22 protein-coding genes are annotated in these 20,784 nt (G+C 68.8%); 10 read left to right on the top strand and 12 right to left on the bottom strand.

Going from position 1 to position 20,784, the window contains the following annotated elements; all coding sequences use genetic code 11:
- Window positions 1–108: 108 nt before the first annotated feature.
- Window positions 109–777, bottom strand: a complete 669-nt coding sequence (locus P3T39_RS32575) for a pentapeptide repeat-containing protein (RefSeq protein WP_280702861.1) — start codon at window positions 775–777, stop codon at window positions 109–111.
- Window positions 778–875: 98 nt separating this feature from the next.
- Here P3T39_RS32575 and P3T39_RS32580 point away from each other — a divergent pair, with 98 nt between their 5' ends.
- Window positions 876–1,100: a hypothetical protein gene (locus P3T39_RS32580; RefSeq protein WP_280702862.1), complete on the top strand. Its 225-nt coding sequence runs from the start codon at window positions 876–878 to the stop codon at window positions 1,098–1,100.
- A 138-nt stretch (window positions 1,101–1,238) separates the two neighbouring features.
- Here P3T39_RS32580 and P3T39_RS32585 read toward each other — a convergent pair whose 3' ends face one another.
- Window positions 1,239–1,484, bottom strand: a complete 246-nt coding sequence (locus P3T39_RS32585) for a winged helix-turn-helix domain-containing protein (RefSeq protein ID WP_280702863.1) — start codon at window positions 1,482–1,484, stop codon at window positions 1,239–1,241.
- Here P3T39_RS32585 and P3T39_RS32590 point away from each other — a divergent pair.
- From P3T39_RS32590 to P3T39_RS32600, 3 genes are all read left to right on the top strand, one after another.
- Window positions 1,414–1,728: a hypothetical protein gene (locus tag P3T39_RS32590; protein WP_280702905.1), complete on the top strand. Its 315-nt coding sequence runs from the start codon at window positions 1,414–1,416 to the stop codon at window positions 1,726–1,728. The two genes, P3T39_RS32585 and P3T39_RS32590, sit on opposite strands and share 71 nt — an antisense overlap.
- Entirely contained in the window at window positions 1,728–1,973 is a 246-nt protein-coding gene (locus P3T39_RS32595; RefSeq protein ID WP_280702864.1) for a hypothetical protein, read from the top strand. Before P3T39_RS32590 ends, P3T39_RS32595 begins: the two co-directional genes overlap by 1 nt.
- 122 nt (window positions 1,974–2,095) lie before the next feature.
- Window positions 2,096–2,350, top strand: a complete 255-nt coding sequence (locus P3T39_RS32600) for a hypothetical protein (RefSeq protein WP_280702865.1) — start codon at window positions 2,096–2,098, stop codon at window positions 2,348–2,350.
- 65 nt (window positions 2,351–2,415) lie between these two features.
- Here the strand turns inward: P3T39_RS32600 and P3T39_RS32605 are convergent, their stop codons facing one another.
- The gene (locus P3T39_RS32605) at window positions 2,416–2,682 is read right to left on the bottom strand and encodes a hypothetical protein (protein ID WP_280702866.1); all 267 of its coding nucleotides are present in this window, start codon (window positions 2,680–2,682) and stop codon (window positions 2,416–2,418) included.
- Window positions 2,683–2,849: 167 nt separating this feature from the next.
- Here P3T39_RS32605 and P3T39_RS32610 point away from each other — a divergent pair, with 167 nt between their 5' ends.
- On the top strand, window positions 2,850–3,146 hold the full coding sequence (locus tag P3T39_RS32610; RefSeq protein ID WP_280702867.1) for a hypothetical protein: 297 nt from the start codon (window positions 2,850–2,852) through the stop codon (window positions 3,144–3,146).
- A gap of 787 nt (window positions 3,147–3,933) precedes the next feature.
- Window positions 3,934–4,563, top strand: coding sequence for a tyrosine-type recombinase/integrase (locus P3T39_RS32615; RefSeq protein WP_280702868.1), 630 nt, complete (start codon window positions 3,934–3,936; stop codon window positions 4,561–4,563).
- A 414-nt stretch (window positions 4,564–4,977) separates the two neighbouring features.
- On the opposite strand, the gene P3T39_RS32620 is transcribed toward P3T39_RS32615, so the two are convergent.
- Together P3T39_RS32620 and P3T39_RS32625 are read right to left on the bottom strand one after the other, a co-directional pair.
- The gene (locus tag P3T39_RS32620) at window positions 4,978–5,412 is read right to left on the bottom strand and encodes a carboxymuconolactone decarboxylase family protein (protein ID WP_280702869.1); all 435 of its coding nucleotides are present in this window, start codon (window positions 5,410–5,412) and stop codon (window positions 4,978–4,980) included.
- Window positions 5,409–6,074: a class II aldolase/adducin family protein gene (locus P3T39_RS32625; RefSeq protein WP_280702870.1), complete on the bottom strand. Its 666-nt coding sequence runs from the start codon at window positions 6,072–6,074 to the stop codon at window positions 5,409–5,411. Before P3T39_RS32625 ends, P3T39_RS32620 begins: the two co-directional genes overlap by 4 nt.
- A gap of 136 nt (window positions 6,075–6,210) precedes the next feature.
- Here P3T39_RS32625 and P3T39_RS32630 point away from each other — a divergent pair, with 136 nt between their 5' ends.
- Complete coding sequence (locus P3T39_RS32630) at window positions 6,211–6,588, top strand: MerR family transcriptional regulator (protein WP_280702902.1); 378 nt, start codon at window positions 6,211–6,213, stop codon at window positions 6,586–6,588.
- A 220-nt stretch (window positions 6,589–6,808) separates the two neighbouring features.
- Here P3T39_RS32630 and P3T39_RS32635 read toward each other — a convergent pair whose 3' ends face one another.
- From P3T39_RS32635 to P3T39_RS32655, 5 genes are all read right to left on the bottom strand, one after another.
- Window positions 6,809–7,345: a hypothetical protein gene (locus P3T39_RS32635; protein WP_280702871.1), complete on the bottom strand. Its 537-nt coding sequence runs from the start codon at window positions 7,343–7,345 to the stop codon at window positions 6,809–6,811.
- 106 nt (window positions 7,346–7,451) lie between these two features.
- Window positions 7,452–8,075, bottom strand: coding sequence for a hypothetical protein (locus P3T39_RS32640; RefSeq protein ID WP_280702872.1), 624 nt, complete (start codon window positions 8,073–8,075; stop codon window positions 7,452–7,454).
- The gene (locus P3T39_RS32645) at window positions 8,069–9,586 is read right to left on the bottom strand and encodes a hypothetical protein (RefSeq protein ID WP_280702873.1); all 1,518 of its coding nucleotides are present in this window, start codon (window positions 9,584–9,586) and stop codon (window positions 8,069–8,071) included. The genes P3T39_RS32640 and P3T39_RS32645 overlap by 7 nt, the downstream gene beginning before the upstream one ends.
- A 200-nt stretch (window positions 9,587–9,786) precedes the next feature.
- Window positions 9,787–10,548, bottom strand: a complete 762-nt coding sequence (locus P3T39_RS32650; protein ID WP_280702874.1) for a hypothetical protein — start codon at window positions 10,546–10,548, stop codon at window positions 9,787–9,789.
- A 153-nt stretch (window positions 10,549–10,701) separates the two neighbouring features.
- Window positions 10,702–11,562, bottom strand: coding sequence for a dienelactone hydrolase family protein (locus P3T39_RS32655; protein WP_280702875.1), 861 nt, complete (start codon window positions 11,560–11,562; stop codon window positions 10,702–10,704).
- Window positions 11,563–11,659: 97 nt separating this feature from the next.
- Here P3T39_RS32655 and P3T39_RS32660 point away from each other — a divergent pair, with 97 nt between their 5' ends.
- The gene (locus P3T39_RS32660; RefSeq protein ID WP_280702877.1) at window positions 11,660–12,631 is read left to right on the top strand and encodes a helix-turn-helix domain-containing protein; all 972 of its coding nucleotides are present in this window, start codon (window positions 11,660–11,662) and stop codon (window positions 12,629–12,631) included.
- Between the two features lie 113 nt (window positions 12,632–12,744).
- Entirely contained in the window at window positions 12,745–13,788 is a 1,044-nt protein-coding gene (locus P3T39_RS32665) for a hypothetical protein (RefSeq protein WP_280702878.1), read from the top strand.
- 39 nt (window positions 13,789–13,827) lie between these two features.
- Here P3T39_RS32665 and P3T39_RS32670 read toward each other — a convergent pair whose 3' ends face one another.
- Complete coding sequence (locus P3T39_RS32670; protein ID WP_280702879.1) at window positions 13,828–16,494, bottom strand: WD40 repeat domain-containing protein; 2,667 nt, start codon at window positions 16,492–16,494, stop codon at window positions 13,828–13,830.
- A 371-nt stretch (window positions 16,495–16,865) separates the two neighbouring features.
- Here P3T39_RS32670 and P3T39_RS32675 point away from each other — a divergent pair, with 371 nt between their 5' ends.
- Window positions 16,866–19,790, top strand: a complete 2,925-nt coding sequence (locus tag P3T39_RS32675) for a WD40 repeat domain-containing protein (RefSeq protein ID WP_280702880.1) — start codon at window positions 16,866–16,868, stop codon at window positions 19,788–19,790.
- On the opposite strand, the gene P3T39_RS32680 is transcribed toward P3T39_RS32675, so the two are convergent.
- Entirely contained in the window at window positions 19,757–20,683 is a 927-nt protein-coding gene (locus P3T39_RS32680) for a hypothetical protein (RefSeq protein ID WP_280702881.1), read from the bottom strand. The two genes, P3T39_RS32675 and P3T39_RS32680, sit on opposite strands and share 34 nt — an antisense overlap.
- Window positions 20,684–20,784: the final 101 nt, after the last annotated feature.

A 20,784-nucleotide genomic window follows, 5' to 3' on the forward strand; every position in this document is an offset into this window, starting at 1 on the left:
CCTTGATCAACTCTCTTGGTCGAAAGTTGATCTACCGGGGTTCCGTTGTGTTCAACCCCCTTGACTTGCCGCCTTCAGCGCAAACTCAACGGCGTCGCGGCTGGAGTACTAAGGCTCGATTACGATTCCGGCTTCTCGTGCAAGGCTCAGGGCAAGCTCCATCGCCCCTGTGCCCTGCACGGTTGCACCTGCCAGGCTGGCCGCCCCTCCAACGTCGAGGAGCGTGCAGTTGTCGAAGTAGGTCCGATGGAGGCTCACATTGGCGAACTGGGCCCCGGTGAGGTCGCACTTCTCGAAGCGCACTTCTCGGAGCTCGGCAAACTGGAAGTCCGCCCCAGTCAGGTTGCAGTCCCGGAAGAGCACCGTCTTCAGCTTCGAGTAGCGGAACAGCGTGCTGTCTCCACGGGTGCCTTCGAAGAGCATGTCACGGAAGTTTCCGTTGCTCCACGAAGAGCCGGTGAGGCGGCATCCAGTCACCGTGCTGCGGAGAAGGGAGACGTCCTGGGTGCGGACGGACGCGAAGTCGCAGGTCTGGAAGGCGCAGTGCGCGAGCACGGACCGCACCAGGTGCGTCCCAGTGAAGCGAACGCCGTCGAACGTGCTCTGTTCGATCTCCACGGCCTCCGCAGACTTGCCGGTGAGGCTCAGACCGCTGAATTGCAGGCCCTTGAACGTGGCGTCGTCTTCAAGGTTGTGATCCGGCATCGAGGCCGGCCGCAGGGCCACCTGAAACCTCGGGGCTGCGGGGTCCTTGGGGCGCGTCGTCACCAGAGCCATGGCTGTGCCTCATCGTCAGCGGGAGGAGTGGAGACAACGCAGCCTAGCAGTCAACTCGTTTTGTACAGCGCATAGTTGAAAGTCATGAAAGCGAGTTGATGGGCAAGAAGAGCAAGACCTTCACTGTCGTAGGTCTCGTCCGCAGTGCCAACAAGGAGGCGAGGGCGGTCAAGACGTACGTCAACGCCGAGTCGGAGGAAGAGGCTGAGCAGAAGGGCAAGCTGAAGATGGAGCAGCAGAACGGAACCCAGGTCCAGAACATCAAGGCCCGGGAGCCCAAAGTCCCTGTGGACCCGAGGCCGAAGCGGTCCAGCTGGTGGTAGACAGCTCCACTCCGAAGTCTCCGGGAGTCGGTGGGCTGTAGCCTCAGACGGGCGCGGGGTGCGTGATCATTCGTGGTCCATTGCCTCGCTCTGCGCCCTTGGCCCCGTCCCGCTGGTCATTCACCAGCCGGGCGGGGCTCAGTCGCTTTCGGCGCCCTGGTCATCCATCTGACTCTGCTCACTGCGGTCAACGACGAAGGTCCCCTTCTGCGGCCGGGTCCGGACCCATCCCTCATCGCGCAGCAGCTGAACCGCGTGCCGTGCCGTGTTCCGGGCCACGCCGTAGGTCTTGATCAGAGTTGCCTCTGACGGAATGCGCTTGCCGACCGCGATGGCACCCGACTCGATTGCTGAGCCACTGGAGGCCCTGGAGGCGGGCAACACCGCCCAAGTGGCACAGTTGGCCTCGGAGAGCTCCGCAAAGGCTTCTGTCGACCTGAGCGCCGAGTGCTGGACCCTGCCCGGGTGGGCGGAGGAGCTGGCGTTCGTTCGCCCTTACGTCGTGCGATGGGAACAGCATCAGGAGCGAGCACTCCAAGAGGAGCGCCGGCGAGCACTGGAAGCCGTCTGCCGGGGGGAGGACTACCCCTACACCTACCCCGGCGCACACTGCCTGGTGAGCGCCTGATGCGCAAGGTCCAGTGCGGAGACCGCGACCAGGCCGGGGCCGACCTGCCCTGCATCCTCGACTTCGGCCACCAGGACGACCATCTGACCGCCCTCGGCGGGACCTGGCCCCGGGTACCTCGCACCCGGTGCTGCCGGTGCGGAGCCGAGACCGATGATCCCGTGCCGGTGACCTACTCGGAGAGCACCAGCAGCTCCGGCTTCAGTCGGTGGACTTGTCCGGCCTGTGCGACCAAGACCAAGTAGAGCAAGAACGAGAGCCCCGCCCGATCACTGGGCGGGGCTTCGTTGTGCTTCACCCCAAATGATCAATAGCCCGTGGGCTCCTGTACCTTCAGCCCACTCGTACCGATCGGGAGGGGCAGAGGATGAGTGTGGGGAACAGTGTGACCGGGGGCGTCTTCAACGGGATGCTGATTCAGAGCGGGGGCAACATTGGTGAGCTGACCATCGGTGGTGCAAGTGCGGTGGCCCACCAGGCCGAGCCCGCGTCGGGGATAGACCAGCGCGAAGAGTGGGCGCGGATCTACCGGCGAGCACTGGCCATCGCCACGCGAGAGGGTGGCGCAGCGGACCTGGCCACCTGGGCAGAGGACCAGGGCCTCACCATCAAGCACATCTGAGCGAGACCCCGAGCAAGGAGCCCTGCCTGGTCATCGGGCGGGGTTTTCCATGCTCGGGCACGTCCTCACAGGCTCCTCAGGACCGTTTCGCACTCTCGGCAGCGCCGGTCGTAGAACTGCGGTGGATACCAGGGCTCACCCGGCCTCGAAGGGCTGTAGTGGCTGTGCTCCATCGGCGCTGTGTCCTTCTGGCACAGGGTCCGCGGCAGCGGGTCTTCTGGCACGTCCGGGTCGGCGCCAGCCGCGTGCACCAGGAGCACGGCGGGCTCTACGCCTTCCAGGCCGATGGTTTGGTCCGGCTCCAGCTCAAAGAGGACGATGATCGAACCCATGCCTCGACCCTGCGACACGGTGGTGTTGATCGCACTCCCGGAGCGACTTGCCTGAACCTGGACTTCGTCAACCTGGGCCGTGTCGAATTCACCCGTGCGTGTCGATTGCACATCGAGTTCGCATGGGAACAGCTAGTGGCAGGAGCCCAACCCATTGAGGAGACTTGATGAAGCGCCTGCTTGACGCAGCTGGCATCGCTGCCACCGCAGTGGCCCTGTGCCTGACCACGGTCACCAACGCCGGCGCCGCCACCGGCACGCTCACCGTCAGCGGCAATCGCCTCCAGGACCCTCCGCAGGGTTGCTACACCGGGGACTTCTGGCCGCTTGTCGTCCAGAACAGGACCGACACCGTCGTCTACGTCTTCGATGACACGAACTGCCAAGGCAACCAAAATGGCATGGTCAGGCCGGGTCGCGAGGGTACCTTCGAGTTCGGCGGTAGCGTCTACGTTCCGAGGTAGTGCTCACATTCCGCAGCAGATGGTCTTTCAGACTAGGAGGCCCCCTCTCCACGGAGGGGGCTTACTTGTGTCTCAACCAGAGGAGAGTTCCAACAGGGGCCCCTGTGAGGAGGGGGCCCAGTCCGGGAAGTTAAGTTAGAGCCGGGGGTATATAGAATCCCCGGCAATAAAGATGTATGTGTTAAACCCCAGGCCGCAGGACGCCAGCGCTCAAAGAGTAGTCTACGTCAAACTGATGGGTTCAATTCATTCATTCACGGTACAGGCGAGAGTCCACTGCGGGCTCAAAGAGGCCGGCCGGAGGACCTGAAGGCCCACTGAAACGCCCTGAAGCGGCCCGTGAGCAGCCCTGGGGACCCGGAGGCCACGAGGCTGGCGGGGGGCCGTACAGCGGCTTGTGCGTTCGTGAAGAGTTACATACCCGTACACGGTCGGAGGGCGGCACCCCCGGTGGGTCCTGCGTGCGTACATGCATGCATGCATGCATGTATGTATTACCCCCAGTATGTGGTTGGCGACCTCATGAAATGAATAGAGCGGCGCATTGATTCATTCAATTACCTTCCCTGACCATCCATGACGCAGAGTCAGAAGGTGCTCAGGGCCACCTAGTTGACAGGTCTAGACCATATGCCCGCTGGCAGTGACGGGCTGGACGCAACCCCTGGCGAGACTGTCGAGTGTCCAATTTGGATGCATTTCTGGGATCGCCGACTGGCAACCACGGTATGGATATCTCGTGATCATCTGATCTCGAACTGGTCTCATTGGTAATGCCTACATAACGGTGCGAGCACGTGGCCATCACTGCCTGAGGGATGCGCCGTTGTGGACCACCATCGCGGCGACCGGTGTTCGCCGCAGTGAGGCTCTGGGGATGAAGTGGTCCCTCGTCCGCTGGGATGAGTGTGCCATCGAATTGGGCTGGGTGGTCGTGGAGGAGGGCAAGACCTTCCGGCTTCGCGGGCTCACCAAGGACGGTGACGGCGGGGCGGTGATCTATGTGGACCAGGCCGTCATGAACGTGCTCAAGCGGCAGAAGGAGCGCCAAGACGAGGAGCGGTCCCTCCTGGGGGCGGCTTGGGAGGACCACGACCTGGTGTTCGCCCGGGACGGGTTCAACCTCCAGCGGGGCGGCCGGGCCGGCGGTCCGCAGGACCCCGAGAAGGTGTCCGCCCGCTGGCGGACGGTGCGTAACCGGCTTCGTCTGCCGGAGGACTTCCGCATCCACGACTGGCGTCACAGCAAGGTGACCAACGACCTGGAAGCGGGGGAGAGCCCGGTAGAGGTCTCGGCTAACGTCCGGCACCACTCGCCGGGCTGCACGATGGCCCGCTACGGGCACTCGCGTAAGGACGGGGCGCGGCGACTGGCCGCCTCCGGTGCGGGCCGACTCGGCCTGTCTGCCCTGGTCTGAGGGCAAGATCGCTGGCCGGTGGGTCGCGCGGTGGGTCACGTGACGGCTGAGCCGTGGCCTGGAAACAGAAAAACCCCAGATCAACTGGGGTTCCTGCTGGTGTCCGAGGACCGACTTGAACCATACCTACATGCCCGTGGTGCAGGGTGAGCTGGCGCTTCCGTAGGGCAGGTTCGAGTCCTAGGCCCTCGGTGCAGGCCATCGGCGTCTGGGACTCACACCCGGTCAGCTCCGAGGATGCTGGCGATGCGGAGTGCGTCTGCGGTATTCAGGCTGAGGCCGGCCGCCCAGGTCAGGGCTTGATCGAGCTCTGCTGGCACGGCAACGACGGCCTGACCCGGGACGCCGCGGTACCACCCCGACTTCGGTTTGACAGGTCCTCGAGCTGAAGCTCGCGACTTCGCGGATCCTGCGTTACCGGTTTTCCTCGGCCCGCAGGACTTCGACGACGATCTCGATGCCTAGCGCGTAGGCCGGCGTGCCGGAGGTGATGAGCGCGGTCTCGGCGACTCCGACAAGGTCGACGATGGCGGCGCCCGCGTGGAGCGCTCCGCGGGCGTGGATCCGAGCCGGGTCGGCGCGCCCGAGAGCGAGCAACTGCCCGAAGTGGACCAGCTGCTGCACCCGCCCGCCGAGCGGGCTGTCGGTCAGGACGAGGTGCCGCAGGGCCGCGAAGGTCTCCTCGGTGGCGAGCCGGCCGAAGGTCTGGGCCACCCGCAGGCGGTCCTCCACCGCGCCGGGGACGACGCCGAGCGTCGCGCGGTAGCGCTCACGCAGGGCTTCGGCGCGCTGCGCGAAGGCGTGGTCCGTGTGGTCCGAGCGGTCCGTGTGGTCCGTTTCGACGGTCATGACACGATCCGTGCGATCGAGGCTCGGACGGACTCCAGAGCGCATTCGGGGAAGTCCACGGCCCCGCCGATCGCCGCCGCGGCGAGTTCCGCTTCGGCGCTTTCCTCGATCGCCACCACGAGCCGGCCGGCAGCCGCTGCATCCGGGCCGAAGACCAGCAGGCCGTGGTTGGCCAGCAGGACCGCGGAAGTCGTCGGGCGTCGTTCCAGGACGTCGGCGATACCCCGGACCGACACGTCCGACCCGCGCGGCCCCCACGGCACCACCGGTACGTCCTCGGCCTGTCCGAAGCGCAGCATCGGCTCGGTGCGGCAGGGCAGCGGCCGGTGGGCCACCGCGAAGGCCGTCGCGGCGGGCGAGTGGGTGTGGATGATCGCGCCCACGTGCGGGCGGGCGCGGTAGACGATGCTGTGCATGGCGATGATCTCGATGCTGACGGACCGCAGTTCTCCCGCCAGGATCTGCCCGTCGAGGCTGACGGTCGCCAACTGGTCGGGCTGCAGGTCGCGGACGAATCCCGGGGTCAGCAGGAAGCGCTCGGCGTCGAGCCGGACGCTCAGGTTGGCGTGCCCGGAGTGCGACATCACCCCCGCCACGAACAGCTCCCCGGCGGCCCCGACGAGCTGGTGAGCCCGGCTCTTCACTTCAGGTGTGTCTGTCATGTCTTCGTCTCCGAGTTCTTGCGCCGGAGGTCGGCTCTTCCGCCTCCGCTGCACGCGCAAGCCACTCTGCGACTTGAACTAAGGTTTAAGTCAAACGCCGGACCGACAGGATGAGAGGGAGGCGCGAAGCGTGAGTATGACGATCGGTCAGCTCGCTGCAACCACCGGAGTGCCCGCGTCGGCCATCCGGTTCTGGGAGCGCCACGGCCTGCTGCCCACGCCCGAACGGCAGAGCGGTCAGCGACGCTATCCGCCGGAGGCCGCCGAACGGATCATGCTGCTGCGCAAGTTCCAGCAGGCCGGACTGAGTCTGGCCGAGATCGCTGAGTTCCAACAGGAACGGCCGCGCCGGCAGGCGATGATCCGCAGCAAGCTCGTCGAGATCGAGCAGCGCATGGTCGACCTCGACCATGCCCACCAGCTCCTGCTCCATGCCCTCCAGTGTGGCAGGAAGGACATCGTCAGCTGCCCGACCTTCCGAGAGCAGATGGCGACGTGGCGCCCGTCCGCCTGACGGCGATCGAGGAGGGTGTGTGATCCCCAGTTGCCGTGGACCGGTGAGTGTCGTTGAGGGCTGTACTGCTCACCGGACGCAGGGCCTGGACCTGTGTCCGAGTTGATCGCCGTTCCTGATCGGCGTGCCGTGCTGGACGATCCCGCCGCCGTCCGCCGTCCGCCGTCCGCCGTCCGATGGTGTTGGCGTGGGTCCCGTCAGGGGCGGGGCGTCTGCCCGGTCAGCCGGGCAGGAAGGGCTGAGCCCAGTCGGTGAACAGCTGCCCCAGCTCCGCCTGGGCAGCTGCGACCACGGCGTCCGGGTCCTGCGTCACGGGCAGGCCGAAGTGCCGGTCGAGCCAGGCGACGAACTGGCCGTGGCCGTGGCTGTGCCGGTGGTCCCGCCCGCGGTAGAAGTAGGCGCTGTCCCACCACACCGAGATCTCGGAGTCGAAGCCGAGGAGCTGGAGCAGGTCCAGCAGATTGCGCGCGACGACGTGCAGTCCGCCCTCGTCCCCGAAAACGACTACGGGCAGGGTGGCGAGGTCCGCCCTGTCGTCGAGCCGCCAGAGCGCGTAGAACGAACCGGTACCGTTGGCCTGTGCGAACGGAACAAGCCGGGCGGTGAAGTCCGGGTCCTTCGACCAGCCGGCCACGAGCCCAGAGGTGTCCCCGTACTCGAACAGCTCGAACCCTTCGGCGTAGTACTCAACGCCGAGCCTGTCCTGCAGGTCCTTCAGCAGATTGAGCTCCGCGACGGGCGAGTACACGCCGTCCATTGCGTCTCCAAGGTAGTTGTGGTGGACGTGCCGACCGGCATGCGACGGATCGTAGAAGCTTTCACTGACATGACGATCGCTCCAAGTTGGGGAGCTGGCGGCTGACTTATCGGGGCGACTGGAACAGTGGCAGCCCGTCGTGCAGCCGCCGACGGACCAGGTTGTAGCTCGGGTAGGCCAGCTTGGGGCGTTTGCCGTGCCGGGCCCGCTTCGCGCCGCCGTCGTACAGCTCCGGTACGAAGATGTCCCGCGCGGCCCGGAACTGGTCCTTCGTGGGTGCGTAGGAGTCGATCTCCGCCTCCAGTTCGCCGGTGTGGTAGGTGCTGTCCTTGTCGGACAGCACCAGTGCACGGGCGTTGACCTTCCCGGCGACCTCGAAGGTGAAGTCGTTGTAGTACCCGTAGACCACGCCCTCGGCGCGCAGGTCCCCGGCGACGTAGACGGAGCCCCACGAGACCAGGTCTCGCACGATGAGGTCGCCGAGGACGACGAGCATGCCGATGTCGGTGACGTGGTCGTCGAGGAAACCGTGGACGATCATGTCGCCGTCGACGACGAGCGCGATGTCGTTGTCGACGTTCTCCGGCACGATGAGGTCACCAGGGTGCAGGTACCAGCCGATGTCCTTGTCGTCCAGGTAGTTGGTGATGCTTCCGGCCACCTGCTCGACCACCTTGCTGGTGTCGGTCAGCCGGTCGAAGCGGGCCCGCCACGACGAGAGGGTCAACATGGTGCCTGCGTCCCGGCCCGGTGCGCCCGGATCTCCAGCATCTGACGCGCCCGTTCTGCGTAGAGGTCGTTGTCGCCGGCCGCGATGATCTGGAGGACCGACTCGGGCAGGTACGGGTTCTTCAACATCTCGTAGTGCCGTTCGTTGGCGGCGGCCCAGGTCGCGAGGATCTCGGGCGGGGTAGCCGGGTTCTTCGCCACGTCGTCGAGGTGGTACTCCTCCGTCTCGGGGTCGGCGGTGGCCACGTACTCGGCGAGCGCCTGCGGCGGGGTATGGCGGTTCGCGGCCGCAGCCCCCCGCAGGTGATGGATGGGGCTGCGCAGCATGGTCGCAAGTACCTGATCAAGGGGTTCAGTGCGCCGGGCCGCGTCGATCTCGGTGTAGCTGCGGCGCTCCTCGCCCTCGTCCACGGTGCTCGCGCAGTAGCTCAGCCCGAATTGAATCACCAGGTCGGGTGGCCAGTTCGGCCGGCTCATGGCATTGCCCTCGTGGAAATCGGGCGGGTTCTTGGCATGTAGCGCCCGTAGCGCCTGCGGCGGAATCGCCGGGTGATCAAGCAGGTGATCGATGATGTTCCGCATCAGGGACTTGTCGGCATTGCCCCGGTCGCAGTACCGGTCATAGTCGAAGTCGGTCGCAACGGCCTCGACGATTGCCGCGAGGGCTTCCGGCGGGGTGAACGGGTTGTCGCTGACCTGGGCCAGGACCGCCAAGTCGGCTTCGTGGGCCAGCGCTGTCAGCGCCTCGGCGGGGGTGTACCAGTTCCCTGCCGCCGATGACCGAACCGCCGGTTGTGGGTCGGCGGCCAGAACCGCCAGGGCCGCCGGGTTGTGGTTGCGGCGCATGTGGGCGGACAGCGCTCGGACCTCCACGTCGGGGTCGTGTACCAACCGGTCCAGGTGCGGGGCGAGTTGCTCGATGCCGCAGCGGTCGACGGCGGTCCGGCGCACGCGCGGGTCGCCGTCGGTGAGGCCGTCCCCGTCGGCGTAGCCGAGCGCGGCCACCACCCGGCGGATCCGCGGCTCCGGGTCCGTGGCGAGCGCCCGCAGGTGCTTCGGGCGGGCGTCGAAGCGGCGGGCCAGGGTCAGCCGTACCTGGGCCGAGGTGTCGGTGAGCAGGACGGTGGCGAGTTTGCCGGGGAGCTGTTCCCGGGCAGCCAGGGCCTGGCGCACGACCGGGGAGTGGTCAGTGGCCAGTTCCTTGAGGGCCGCCTTGGGCGTACTGCGGTGCACGGCCACGGCCCGGCGTACCTGCTCGTCGGGGTGGCGGGCGAGCAGCGCCAGCCGTTGCGGTTGTGTCGCCGGCTGGGCCGCCAGGGCCCGCAACGTCCTGACATCCCCCTCGCCACTGTCCGCGCCGCCCGCACGAGCGGCCAACTCCTCGGCGAGCTCGGCAGGCAGGCCGATCCGGCTGGCCACGATCCGGGCCAGCCGCGGGTCCTCGCGGGCCAGCTCCCGCAGCCGCTGCGTCGTGGTCCTCGACCGCCACGCCTCGCTGACCAGCGCTTCCATCTCGATCGCACCCTTCATCGTCGCTCTCGAACAGGGCCGTAACCCCAAGCGCCCGTGCACATCTCCCGTCGTGCCGTCCTGGCCCGCCAGCCAGGGAGACCGTAGCCAAGGGAACTGACATCAAAGTCGGGAGAACGCTGACCTGGCGACCCGGCCGACTCCTGCGGGCGGCAACTCCACGCCAGCTGCGAGCCCTGCCACTACCAGGGCCACCACCTGGGTTTGGCGAGGTCCTTCAAGCCCTCCCTCGCACGGTCCACATGCTCTTGCAGGTAGGGGTAGTCGATGCCGGCGAAGCGGGTGACGACGTAGTTCCACTGGGCGGCCGCCTCGTCGCGCCGCTTCAGCTCCATGAGGACGCTGCCCAGATTGGCCGCCCCGCAGGCCACGAATTCCAGGACGCTGGGTCGTGTGTCATTACCGAAGCGGCCTATCAACCCGCTCCAGGCGGCCATCGCCTCCTGGTCTAGACCTTCCTCCTGCAGGGTGCAGCCGCAGTTGAGAGCCCCCTTGGCCAACTCCTCGCTGACCACGGTCTCGTCCTTGGAGAGGTCCCAGGGCCGGTAGTCGATCCGGCCGGCCAGCTCCTCGAGTGCCTGTAGCCGTTCGGCCTTGCGGTTGAGCTTGTCCAAGGCGATGGCCTTGCCGCCCCACGCGACCGCCAGATTGGGTCGGAAGATCTCCTCCGGCCATCCCTCGAACATGTCGATGGCCTGCTGGTAGCGGGCCAGAGTCCGATCCAGGGAGTCGTGGGACATACAGATGTAGGCACCCCAGGTCAACGCATCGGCGACGCTGCGCGCCACCACCGGATCACGGCTGTACCGAAAACGCGCAATCAGATCGTCGTAGGTGGCCAGCGCCTGCGACCATCCCGAGTGGCCACCTCGCAGTTGCAACGCCTTGCCTGCTTGGAACATGGCGGCGGCAGCGGTGCGGTCATCCGCGTTGGTGATGGTCATCGACTATTTCTTTCCTATCCTGCTTGGGCATTCGTGTGTCGGCGCCGAACCGGCTGTGCGGCGGCCGCGCGAGCAGGCACCTCTGCGGTGCCTGGGAGTGCATCAACTGGCACGTGGGTCACCGCTCGTACTGCCAGTTCGTCCAGTAGCTGCTCATCGGGTCGTGCCGTTCGCGCAGGTGCCACCATCGGATCCTGAGCGGCTCAAGCGGTCGGTCAGGAAGGCGAGGATCTCGTCCTTGGCCTTGAGCGTGGGATGTCCGTCCTCGTCGACGAGGTGGGCGGTGACTACGCTGTGGGGGGATCCGACCATGTCGCGGAAGAACGGGGGTGGGTTCGTGTTCGCAGAACTGCCCGGAAGGACGCGGCCGTCGAAGGCGTCGCCGAGGAGTGCTTGGTACGCGGCGAAGCGCTGCCCGGTGCACCAGCGGTCGTCGTCGAAGCGGTAGGCGAGGATCTTCAGTCCGTCTCGCGCGATGCGGTCTCGGACCGCGCGCGCGTCCTCGTCGCTCATCTCGAGTCCGGCGGGATCGTCCAGCGGCAGTGACGGGTGGTTGACCACTGGCGCGATGACAGCCGGCTCAAGCGCCATGGTGAGTGCGAAGTTGCCGGTGAAGCACAGTCCGATCGCACCGACTCCCGATCCGCCGCACTCGGCGTGGGCTTGGCGGGCCAGCCCGCGCAGCCACGCCACGACGGGGCTGGTGCCGGCCCCGGCGAAGGCACGGAACTCGGCACTGACACACGCGCGACGGATGACCTCCTCACCACCCTCGACCGTGGGATAGGCGCCGTCGGCCCCGAAGAGTGAGGGGACGTAGACGGTGAAGCCCGCATCCCGCACCCACCGCGCCAGCCGAAGGACGTCGGGACTGATACCGGGCATCTCCGGCATCAACACGACGGCCGGCCCGGAACCCGCGGCATACACCGTCTTCACCAGCCCGTCCACGTCCACCAGCCGGCGGGAGAAGTCTGTGATCGCGTCGTCAAGACGTCCGTCGGGAGCGTTCATGGCGACAGCTTGGACTGATGTGCCCGCACACGGCGATAGGCTGGATCGCCATGCAGAGGGGCAATACCGCCAAAGATGTGACGGTCGGGAGGCGAGCGTGAGCGCGCTGCGGGTTGGTGTCCTGGCCTATCCAGGCTGCTTCGCGTCCGAGGTGTTCGGCGTCCCCGATCTGTTGACGATGGCCACGCACGTTGCCGGCCCGGACCGCGCCGGCTACGAGGTTTCGGTAGTTTCGCCTCGTCGTCGCGTCGCCGCATCGGGTGGCGCGGCGTTGGCCGTCTCTGCGATGCGTGAGGTCGACGTTCTCGTCGTGCCAGGGTTCGAGCTCGTGCCGGGCCTCGACGTGGACGCGAAGCTCGCGGCCCTCACCCCTGAAATCGCGGCGATCCGCTCACACGCCGCTGCGGGTAACGTCGTCGTCTCGATCTGTGTCGGTGCGTTCCTGCTCGCCGAGGCAGGGCTTCTCGACCAACGCCGGGCTACGACGGCATGGCTCTTCGCCGACGAACTGGCTCGACGCTGTCCGGAGACTGATGTCCGACCCGAACGTCTGGTCGTCACCGACAAGGGGGTGACGACGACGGCGGCCTTCAGCGCCATGTACGACTTCGCGCTGGAACTGATCCGCCAACACAGCGGAGCCGAGGTGGCGCGGACAACCGCGCGGGTGGCGCTCGTCGACGATGCGCGGTCGTCCCAGACTCCATATGTCGACGTGCGGCTTCTTCCGCAGCCCGGAAACGAGTTCTCCCGCAGGGTGATGCGGCGCCTCGACCAGAACCTGGCCGCCCGATACGATCTCGCCGTGTTGGCGGACACCTTCAGGGTCAGCACTCGGACGCTGCTGCGGCGCTTCGCAGACGAGACTGGCCAGAGTCCTCTCGAGTACCTGCAGTCGTCGCGCGTCCGTCGTGCCCGCCACCTTCTTGAGACCACGGACCGAACCGTCGCCAGCATCTCCACGGCGGTCGGGTACATGGACTCCGGAACCTTCGCTGCTCTCTTCGCCAAGCACACCGGACGGCGCCCACGGGACTACCGTGCAACCTTCCGGCGTGGTATCAACTGACGCCGGTCTTCCCTGGTACGAGGTCATCGGACGCTGGTCACGCGGCGGGCGACGCGGATGTCGGAGCCCGCCGGTAGCCTGTGGCTCCCCCCGACACCAGCTCAGGAGAGCAGATGCCCTTGCCCGCCCGTCTGTTGGCCAGCGCCCGTGTCCCCGGACTGACGGGCGAACAGGGCGCTGAAGCGATCCGGCTCTGGCCGGAGCAGCGACGGCTCGGCGTCGTGACCGACAGCCGGCTGAGTGTTTTCGCCCTTGACGAGCTACTGGCCGGCGGTACCGAGCCGGTGGCGGTGTTCGCCGCACCGTGGAATGGCTGGGAGCGCGAGAATGTGTCCGTGAGCGCTGACGGTTCATTCGCGGTCTTCGCCGGTCCCTCGTTCCTGCACGCGGTGGAGCGGGACGGCCGGGTCCGCTGGCGGTACCACCACACTTGCTGGGGCCATCACCACTACTCGTCCCACGACGAGACACGGATCTGCGACGGCGTCAGCTGTGGTTCCTGCTGGATCGCCGGCGACGGTTCGGTGGTCTGGGCCCACGTGCCGGCCGCGGACGGGGAGCAGTGGCTGGTGCTGGATGCCGTTGACGGGAAGCTCCTGGGAGCGGCCGAGCTGGACAGCGCAACCTCCGGCTCGCTCCACGTGCCCCACCCGGACGGCCGACGTGTGGGACTGGACGTCGGGATGGGCCAGGACGGCGCGCTCGTCTACTGGGGCCGCTGGGACGGCCACGAGCTTGAGGTACGCGAATCGGGTTACGGCGAGGACCGCATCCTCACCGAGGTCCACCCCGACGGCCGGATGTACCTGACCACCGAGCATGGCCAGCGTGATCTGGCCGTCCACTCCTTCGGCACCGACGAGACCCTCGCCGGCTGCCCGGCCGACGTGATCCCGCTCGGGGACGACTACGCCGAGCAGTACTGGGACCACCAGTGCGGCTACCTCGACCCGCAGACAGTACTGGCCTCCACCGTCGAGGCGGACGAGGACTACGGACCCGTCCGCCACTGGCTGCTGAGCGCGACCACCCTCGAACTCCTCGGCGCAGTCGGCTATCCCACCCAGGTCGAGGGAGAGCCGACCCCGCTCGGCGACGGCACCTGGCTGACCCGGAGCCCCTCGGGAACGGTGACGCTGTGGAGCCTGGCGCCCTGAGCCGTTCGGGCGACGCCACCCGCACCGGCCGTTGTCACATCACGGATCTGGCTGATCAGCATCGCGGACCGAGCCGGAACCCGCGCCCCCCAGAGCCGACGCCTGGCCGCCAACGGCGGACAGCACGGCGATCTCCCGGCCGAAGCAGAGCACCAGTGCGCCGTTCGGTGCGGTGAGGGCCGACTGGACGGGTGCGGGGCAGCGCAGGGGTGGTACGAGTTCGGCGCCCGTGGCCAGGTCGTGCACCGATACCGTCTCGGTGCCGTTGGTGGTGATCAGGTGGGTGCTGGCGTCGAGTGCGGCGGTGGCCAGCCCGCGTACGGGTCCGGTGGGGCAGGGCAGCGGCTCGGCGTACTGCCGACCGTCGGGCAGGCTCCAGGTGCGGATCGTGCCGTCCCGGCCGGCGGTGACCGCGATGGGGTGCCCGTTCAGCGTGGTGGTGGTCACCGAGGTGACCCAGTCGGCGTGGCCGGTCAGGGGTTCGCCGAGTTGCCGGCCGGTGGCCAGGTCCCACAGCCGCACCGTCTTGTCCCAGCTGCCGGTCACGGCCAGCGCGCGCCCGTCCACGGTGGCGGTGGCGAGCGCGGTGAGCCGGCTGGTGTGGCCGGTGAGGGGCTGGCCGAGGTGCTGACCGGTCGCCAGGTCCCACATCTGCGCGGTGCCGTTCGAGCTGCCGGTCACCGCGACGGCTCGCCCAGCGACCCGGGCGGTGGCCAGGGCCAGGACCCGGCCGACGGGTCCGGCAACGGCCTGGCCGAGCTCCTCGCCGGTACCCAGGTCCCACCTCCGGAGCGTGGCATCCGGGGCCGCGGTCACCGCGATGGCGCGCCCGTCCAGCTCCGCCGTAGCCATCAGGCTGACCTCGGCGGCGATGCCCCCGCCGTACGGTATGCCGTCGGCCAGGTCCCAGGTGCGCAGCGTCTTGTCCGCACCGGCGGTGACGACGGCCGGTCGGCCCTGAATGGTGGTCATGGCGGCTGTCAGCACCACGTCCTCGTGACTGCGGATCCCGGTGCGGCGCAGGGCCCGGCGCTCCCCGATCCCCCAGACCCGCACGGTATGGTCCGCGCCGGCGGTGACGGCCACCGGATGCCCGTCCACGATCGCCGTCGCGACGTCCCACACCTGCCCGGTGTGCCCCTTGAGCGGGCCGTTGACCTGCCGCCCGCCGGCCATTTCCCAGAGCCGCACGCTCCGGTCCAGGCCGGCTGTCACTGCCCGGAGCTGCCCGTTCACCTCGGCCAAGGCGCCGGCCCGGATCCGGTCCTCATGCCCGGCGAAAGGCCGCTCACCGACTTCCGCCCCGGTGGCGGTGTCCCACACCCGCACCGCGTGGTCAGCGTCGGTGGTCAGCCGGAGCGCGCGTCCGGCGACGACGAAGGTCCCCAGGACACTCGCGGCAGAGTTTCCGGCGTCCGCTGCCAAGGCCGGGGCGGGGTCGGCGAGTCGCCAGAACCAGCCGTCCTCGCCCGGGTCCTTGGCCGGCAGTCGCAGCGGTTGTCCGCGCAGCTCGCCGGTGGTCACCACCCACCCCTGCGCCCCGGGCCGGGAACCGGCCACCCGCTCCCACACCCGCAGCGATCCGCCGTACTCCCGGAACAGGGTGGCCGGCAGCCCGGCCACCGCCACGGACTGGTAGACGCGAACCGGTGCACCGGAGCGATGCCCGCAAGCGGCGGCCAGGTCACCGAGGAGAGCCACCGCGGTGTCGCCGTCGCGGAGATGGTCGATGTCCAGAGCGTCGAAGGCGCAGGCGACCAGCCGTCCGTCGACCACCAGCGCGGCGGCCTGCGGGTCGGGCGCCTGCTCGGCCGCGTCCACCGGCGCCGAGTCGAGTTCGTTGCCGGCAAGGTCCCAGGTCCGCACCGCGCCGCCGAGTTCGACGCGCACCGCGGCCGGGTAGCCGTGCGGACCGGCCAGCAGCTGCGCCGGGACGGACGAGCCGAGCTCCTCACCGGTGGCGATGTTCCACAGCCGCAGGGTCCGGTCGTCCTCCAGCGTCAGCACCGCGCTCCCGCCGGCCAACTCCGCCACGGCCACGACGCAGACGCACTCACCGGTCAGGGCTCCGGTCGCCAGGTCGAGGAGGAGGAGCCGCTGCTCGCCGGCGAGTTCCGAGAACAGCAGCGCGACCTCGCGGCCGTCCAGGGTGGCCGTGGCGATCCGGTCGACCGCGGTGGTCAGCGCCGACCGGGCATCCGTGGGGCACTGCACAGGCGGGCAGGCCTCCCGGCCAGTAGCGAGGTCCCAGATCCGGACGGTGCCGTCCCGGCCGCCGGTCACCGCCAACGCGCGACCGGTGACCACGGCGGTGGCGACAGCGGTCACCTGGCCCTGGTGACCGGTCAGCGTCCACAGCAGGCGGGAATCCGCCTGCGAGCCTCTGACCCAGGCCGGCTCCCAGCCGAGCGGTTCTGCCCCGGGAACCGCCACCGCCGCGAACTGCGCTGCGAGGCCCTCCTTCTCTAGCCTGGCCGCGTCCAGCGCGAGGACGAACCGGCGTTCGGCGGCGGTCAGCCGCCGGTGCATGTCGAGCGAGGCCCGGTACACCGTCGCCACCCACCGCTCCTGCGGCTGCGACGAACTCCACAGCAGGGCGAGCACCGAGTCCGGGTCCGTGCAGACGAGCCAGCCCGGGTCGGTCAACCCGCCGGGCACCGCGGTGGGGTCAGCCGATGGATCGTCGTCCCACAGAGCGTCAGCCATGGCCGACACGGTAGTCGACCCCGCTGACACGGTCTTTCGACTCGGTTCGCGATGTTGATCGGTCAGGGCCGTGACGTGGCAACGGCCGCACAGGTTCTTCGAGTGTGACCAAGAAGTGGGCCTGGGTGGCGCCTTGACCCATCCTGCCTTCTGCGGCGTCTCGCGTACGCATCTCGGCGATTGGCGGACACCCTGGACCTCGCGCCGTCCGGGGCGCCCACCACTCATCGGTGGCGAAGCGGCAGGGGCATCCCGCTGGGTGCGTTGCCTCTCACTGTCAGCAGGGGGCGCAGGGCCAGTGCCGACCAGATGAACATCGGCGCCTGCCGGGCCTATCCCCGAATGTCAGACGTGTTCGGTTGGATGGGCATATGACTGCTTACGAGGTCGCGCGGCGGCTGCCCGACATCCGCACTCTTCGGAGTCTGTGCCAGTCCATCGCCATGCTGGAGGCGATCCTGTGGCCGGACGAACCGGATCTGCGGTCCCACCGCTTCGGCCCCCGGTCATCTGCGGACCGGGAGTTGGCCTCTTATGAGAACCGCGCGGGCGACGAGTACTCCATCGTCTTCTCGGCGGCCGGAGCCTGCATCCGGTGTTTTGACCACGAGTCGCCGATGAGTCCATTCAGCGGCAGCGAGGTGCCGTGGCCGGGGGTGCTCGACTCGGTCCCGGCCGTGTTCCGCCCGTTCGTGCAGGACTCGGCGGACAGGAGCGACGGGATACCCAGGGTGACCGCATGCCTGTGGCGGGAGACCGATGACGAGTCCTGGCGCACCGGCACGATCGACTTCCCCGATCACGGCTACGGCAGCCCGGACGGGGCCTCCTGGCTCCTTCTCGATCTGACGGATGCGACTCCCGAGGGGTTCTATCACCGGGTCAAGCACCGCTATGGTGCGCTGGATCCGGCAGCCGTGTACCACCTGCGGTTGCTGCGGCCGCTCACACCTGCTGTGGTGTCCGCGCTGAACGAGAACGTGACTTTGGATCAGCTCGGTGAGTTGATCGCCTCCATCGGGTATCCGCAGGCCGCTTCCCAGGACGCACCGCAGCTGCCGACGGGGCCGTGGCCGTCCAGGACGGCGGTCCACGGCAGCGGCACCCACCTCGGCGCCACCGATGCCGACAGCTCGCTGACCGATCCGCAGTTCCTGGTGACCGCAGACCCGGTCCAGGTCATCGCGCTGCTGGACCAGGCGTCGAGCCCGCGGGCCAGGCTGGCGGCGGCGGCGTACCGGGCCTCGGCACACCTGCACTGCGACGCCGACCCGGGCAGGCGGCGGCAGTTGCTGGCCCTGGACACCGCCCGCTACGGGGACCGGGACCTGTCCGCGCGCATCACCGCAGTGACGGTGAACGACGAGGACGTCGAACGGTGGCGGGTCGACTGGTCCACCGGCTCCCAGATCGATCCGCGCTTCCGACGTGCCGTCACCTCCCAGTACGGCGCGGCGTGTGCGGTGATCACGGTCGAGCGGGACGGTCGCACCCTGGCGGTCGTCGGCACAGGGCGCGGGACGATAGAGGTGCGGGACATCGCGACCGGCGAGCAGGTCGGCGAGCCCTGGACCGGCCACGCGCGCGCGGCGCGGGTGATGGCGACAGCGGAGCTGGACGGACGTCCGGTCGTCGTCACCGGTGGGAACGACGAGACGGTGCGGGTGTGGGACCTGGCCACCGGGCAGCAGATCGGTGAACCCCGCACCGGCACCGGGGAAGTGAGCGCGATGGCCACCGCCGTGCTGGACGGCCGCCCGGTCGCCGTCACCAGCGGCGAGGACGGGAGCGTGCGGGTGTGGGACCTGGCCACCGGCGAGGCCGTCGGCGAACCCTTCACCGCCCACACCGGGAAGGTGCTCAGTGTGGCGACCGCGGAGCTGGGCGGACGCCCGGTCGCCGTCACCGGCGGTGGCTACCCCGACTGCGCGGTGCGGGTGTGGGACCTGGCCACCAGGCAGCAGATCGGCGAACCCCGCACCGTTTCCGGAACGTGGGATCCCGTGGTGACGACGGCCGTTCTGGACGGCCGGCCGGTCGCCATCAGCGGTGCGGACACGCTGCGGGTGTGGGATCTGGCCACCGGACAGTCCGTGGGTCAGCCTCTCATCGGCCACACCGCAGAGGTGACCGCGGTGACCACCATGGAGGTGGACGGGCGCACGGTCGTCATCACCGGGAGCCGGGACAGGACGGTCCGCTCGTGGGACCTGGGCACCGGCGAGGCCGTGGGCGAGCCGCTGGAGGTCTGCACCACCGAGCTGCTCGCGGTGGCCGCGGCGGTGGTGGGCGGACGGCCGACGGTCATCACCGGCAGTGCGGACGACGCCACTGCCCGAGTATGGGACCTCGGTTTCCGGGACGTTGTCGGCGAGCCTGTCCGCGCCCACACCGCCCGCCTGTCCACCGTGGCCACCTGCGTCCTGGACGGCCGTCCCGTCGCCCTCACCGGTGGTGGCTACCCCGACGGGTCCGTGCGGACGTGGGACCTGACCACCGGTGAGGAGGCCGACTCGCCGATGTCCGCCGCCGACTGCGATGAAGCCCTGGTGGCCACGACCGTGCTGGACGGCCGTCCCGTCGCCGTCACCGGCAACGCCGACGGAGGGGCGGTCTGGATCTGGGACCTGACCGGTCGGGGGGTGAAGCAGATCCGTCTCGGCCGTGCCCACAGGCTTAGCGCGGTGGCGACGGCCGTTCTGGAGGGACGTCCGACCGCCGTCACCGGCGGTGACGACGCGATGGTGCGGGTGTGGGACCTGGCCACCGGCAAGCAGGTCGGCGACCCGCTGACCGGCCACGAGGGCAAGGTGACCACGGTGGCGACAGTGGTGGTCGACGGCCGCCCCCATGCCGTCACCGCCGGAGCCGACGAGACAGTCCGGGTATGGGATCTGACTACACGTCAGCAGCTCGGTACGCCCCTCACCGGGCACACGGCCGACGTCTACGCGATCGCCACCGCGGTGGTCAACGGCCGCCCCCATGCCGTCACCGCCGGCCTGGATCGGACCGCACGGGTGTGGGACCTGACTACGGGCGAGCAGGTCGGCAAGCCCTTCACCGGACACAGCGGGGACGTGCTGGCGGTGACGGTCACGCTCGTAGACGGCAGCCCCTGTGCCGTCACCGGCAGCTGGGATCGAAGCTTGCACGTGTGGGACCTGGCGACGGGCGAGCCGGTCGGCCGGCCCCTGGTGTTCCCGGTTCCGGTCCGAGCGCTGGCCACCGCATCGGATGGCCGGCTGGTGGTGGGCTTCGGCTACGAGGTCGCGGTGCTGGCCCGCCGCTGGTAGGGCTCGATCGGGGCACGCGGCGGCGGCGGGCCCCGTGCCGCCCCGGGCGGCGGCGACCCTGCGCCTGCCGAGAATGCCATCCATGCAGGTCGGGGGCGTGCGTCGGCCCGGTGTCCGGCGGCGGACAGGTGCCAGCAGTGGTCGTCCGGGCGGAGATCGGCCGTCGCCGCGCGGAGTGTGCCTCGGGCTCCGATACCGATCGACACTCCGTCCGCTTCCGTTCGAAGGGCGGCACCCCGGGCGTCATGGGAGTCGAAGCGGACCTCTGTGATGTTGCGCAACCGTATGCCCAGCGTCGCGGGCTCGGGAGAGGTGCCGTCGTCGACAGGATAGGAACGGGCGACAGCCAGTTCGAGATAGCCGACGAGACGGCTGCCGGCCCGCTCGACCTGCAGACAGCGGACCTGGGCCGACGGCAGGTCGTAGTCGGCGGCCAGGTTCTCTGCGATCTGCGGCGTCACCGCCATCGCCGGGGCCATCACCCGTCCCAGATAGTCACGACCTGGCAGGTACGGCTTCGCTGGGGCAAGCAGCTCGTCCAACGGGTGTCCGGCGGCCGAGGCCTGCTCCAGCATCCAGGCCCGTCTCTCCTCACCGAGGCCGGCCATCCACTCCAACGCCGCGAGCGCACGACGCTCGCGCCCCCGTCGCGTGCTGGCCGTCGCCGCCCGGAACAGCGGGAAGGTGTTGTTGTCCCACACGTCCGCCACCACGCTGATGGTCTCTCGGTCGAAGCGTCGGGCATCCGAGGAGGCGTCAGCGATCTGCAGCAGCGAGCGATCCAGCAGCGCCCCCAGCACGGCGACAGCGGAACCTCGCCGGCTCAGTGGCGCTCCAAGCAGCCAGCCCGTACTCACGCGGCGCCATGGAGAGGAGACATCGAGGTTGGCCATGCCTGGATCGTTGCACGAAACATGAACACGCCGAACAGATACTCGAGCGCGTTCGCCGCGCACGTCGGAGGGCACGAACACGCAGCTCTCCGAGCACCTCG

Source organism: Kitasatospora sp. GP82 (assembly GCF_029892105.1).
In the GTDB taxonomy this organism is placed as follows: Bacteria; Actinomycetota; Actinomycetes; order Streptomycetales; family Streptomycetaceae; genus Kitasatospora.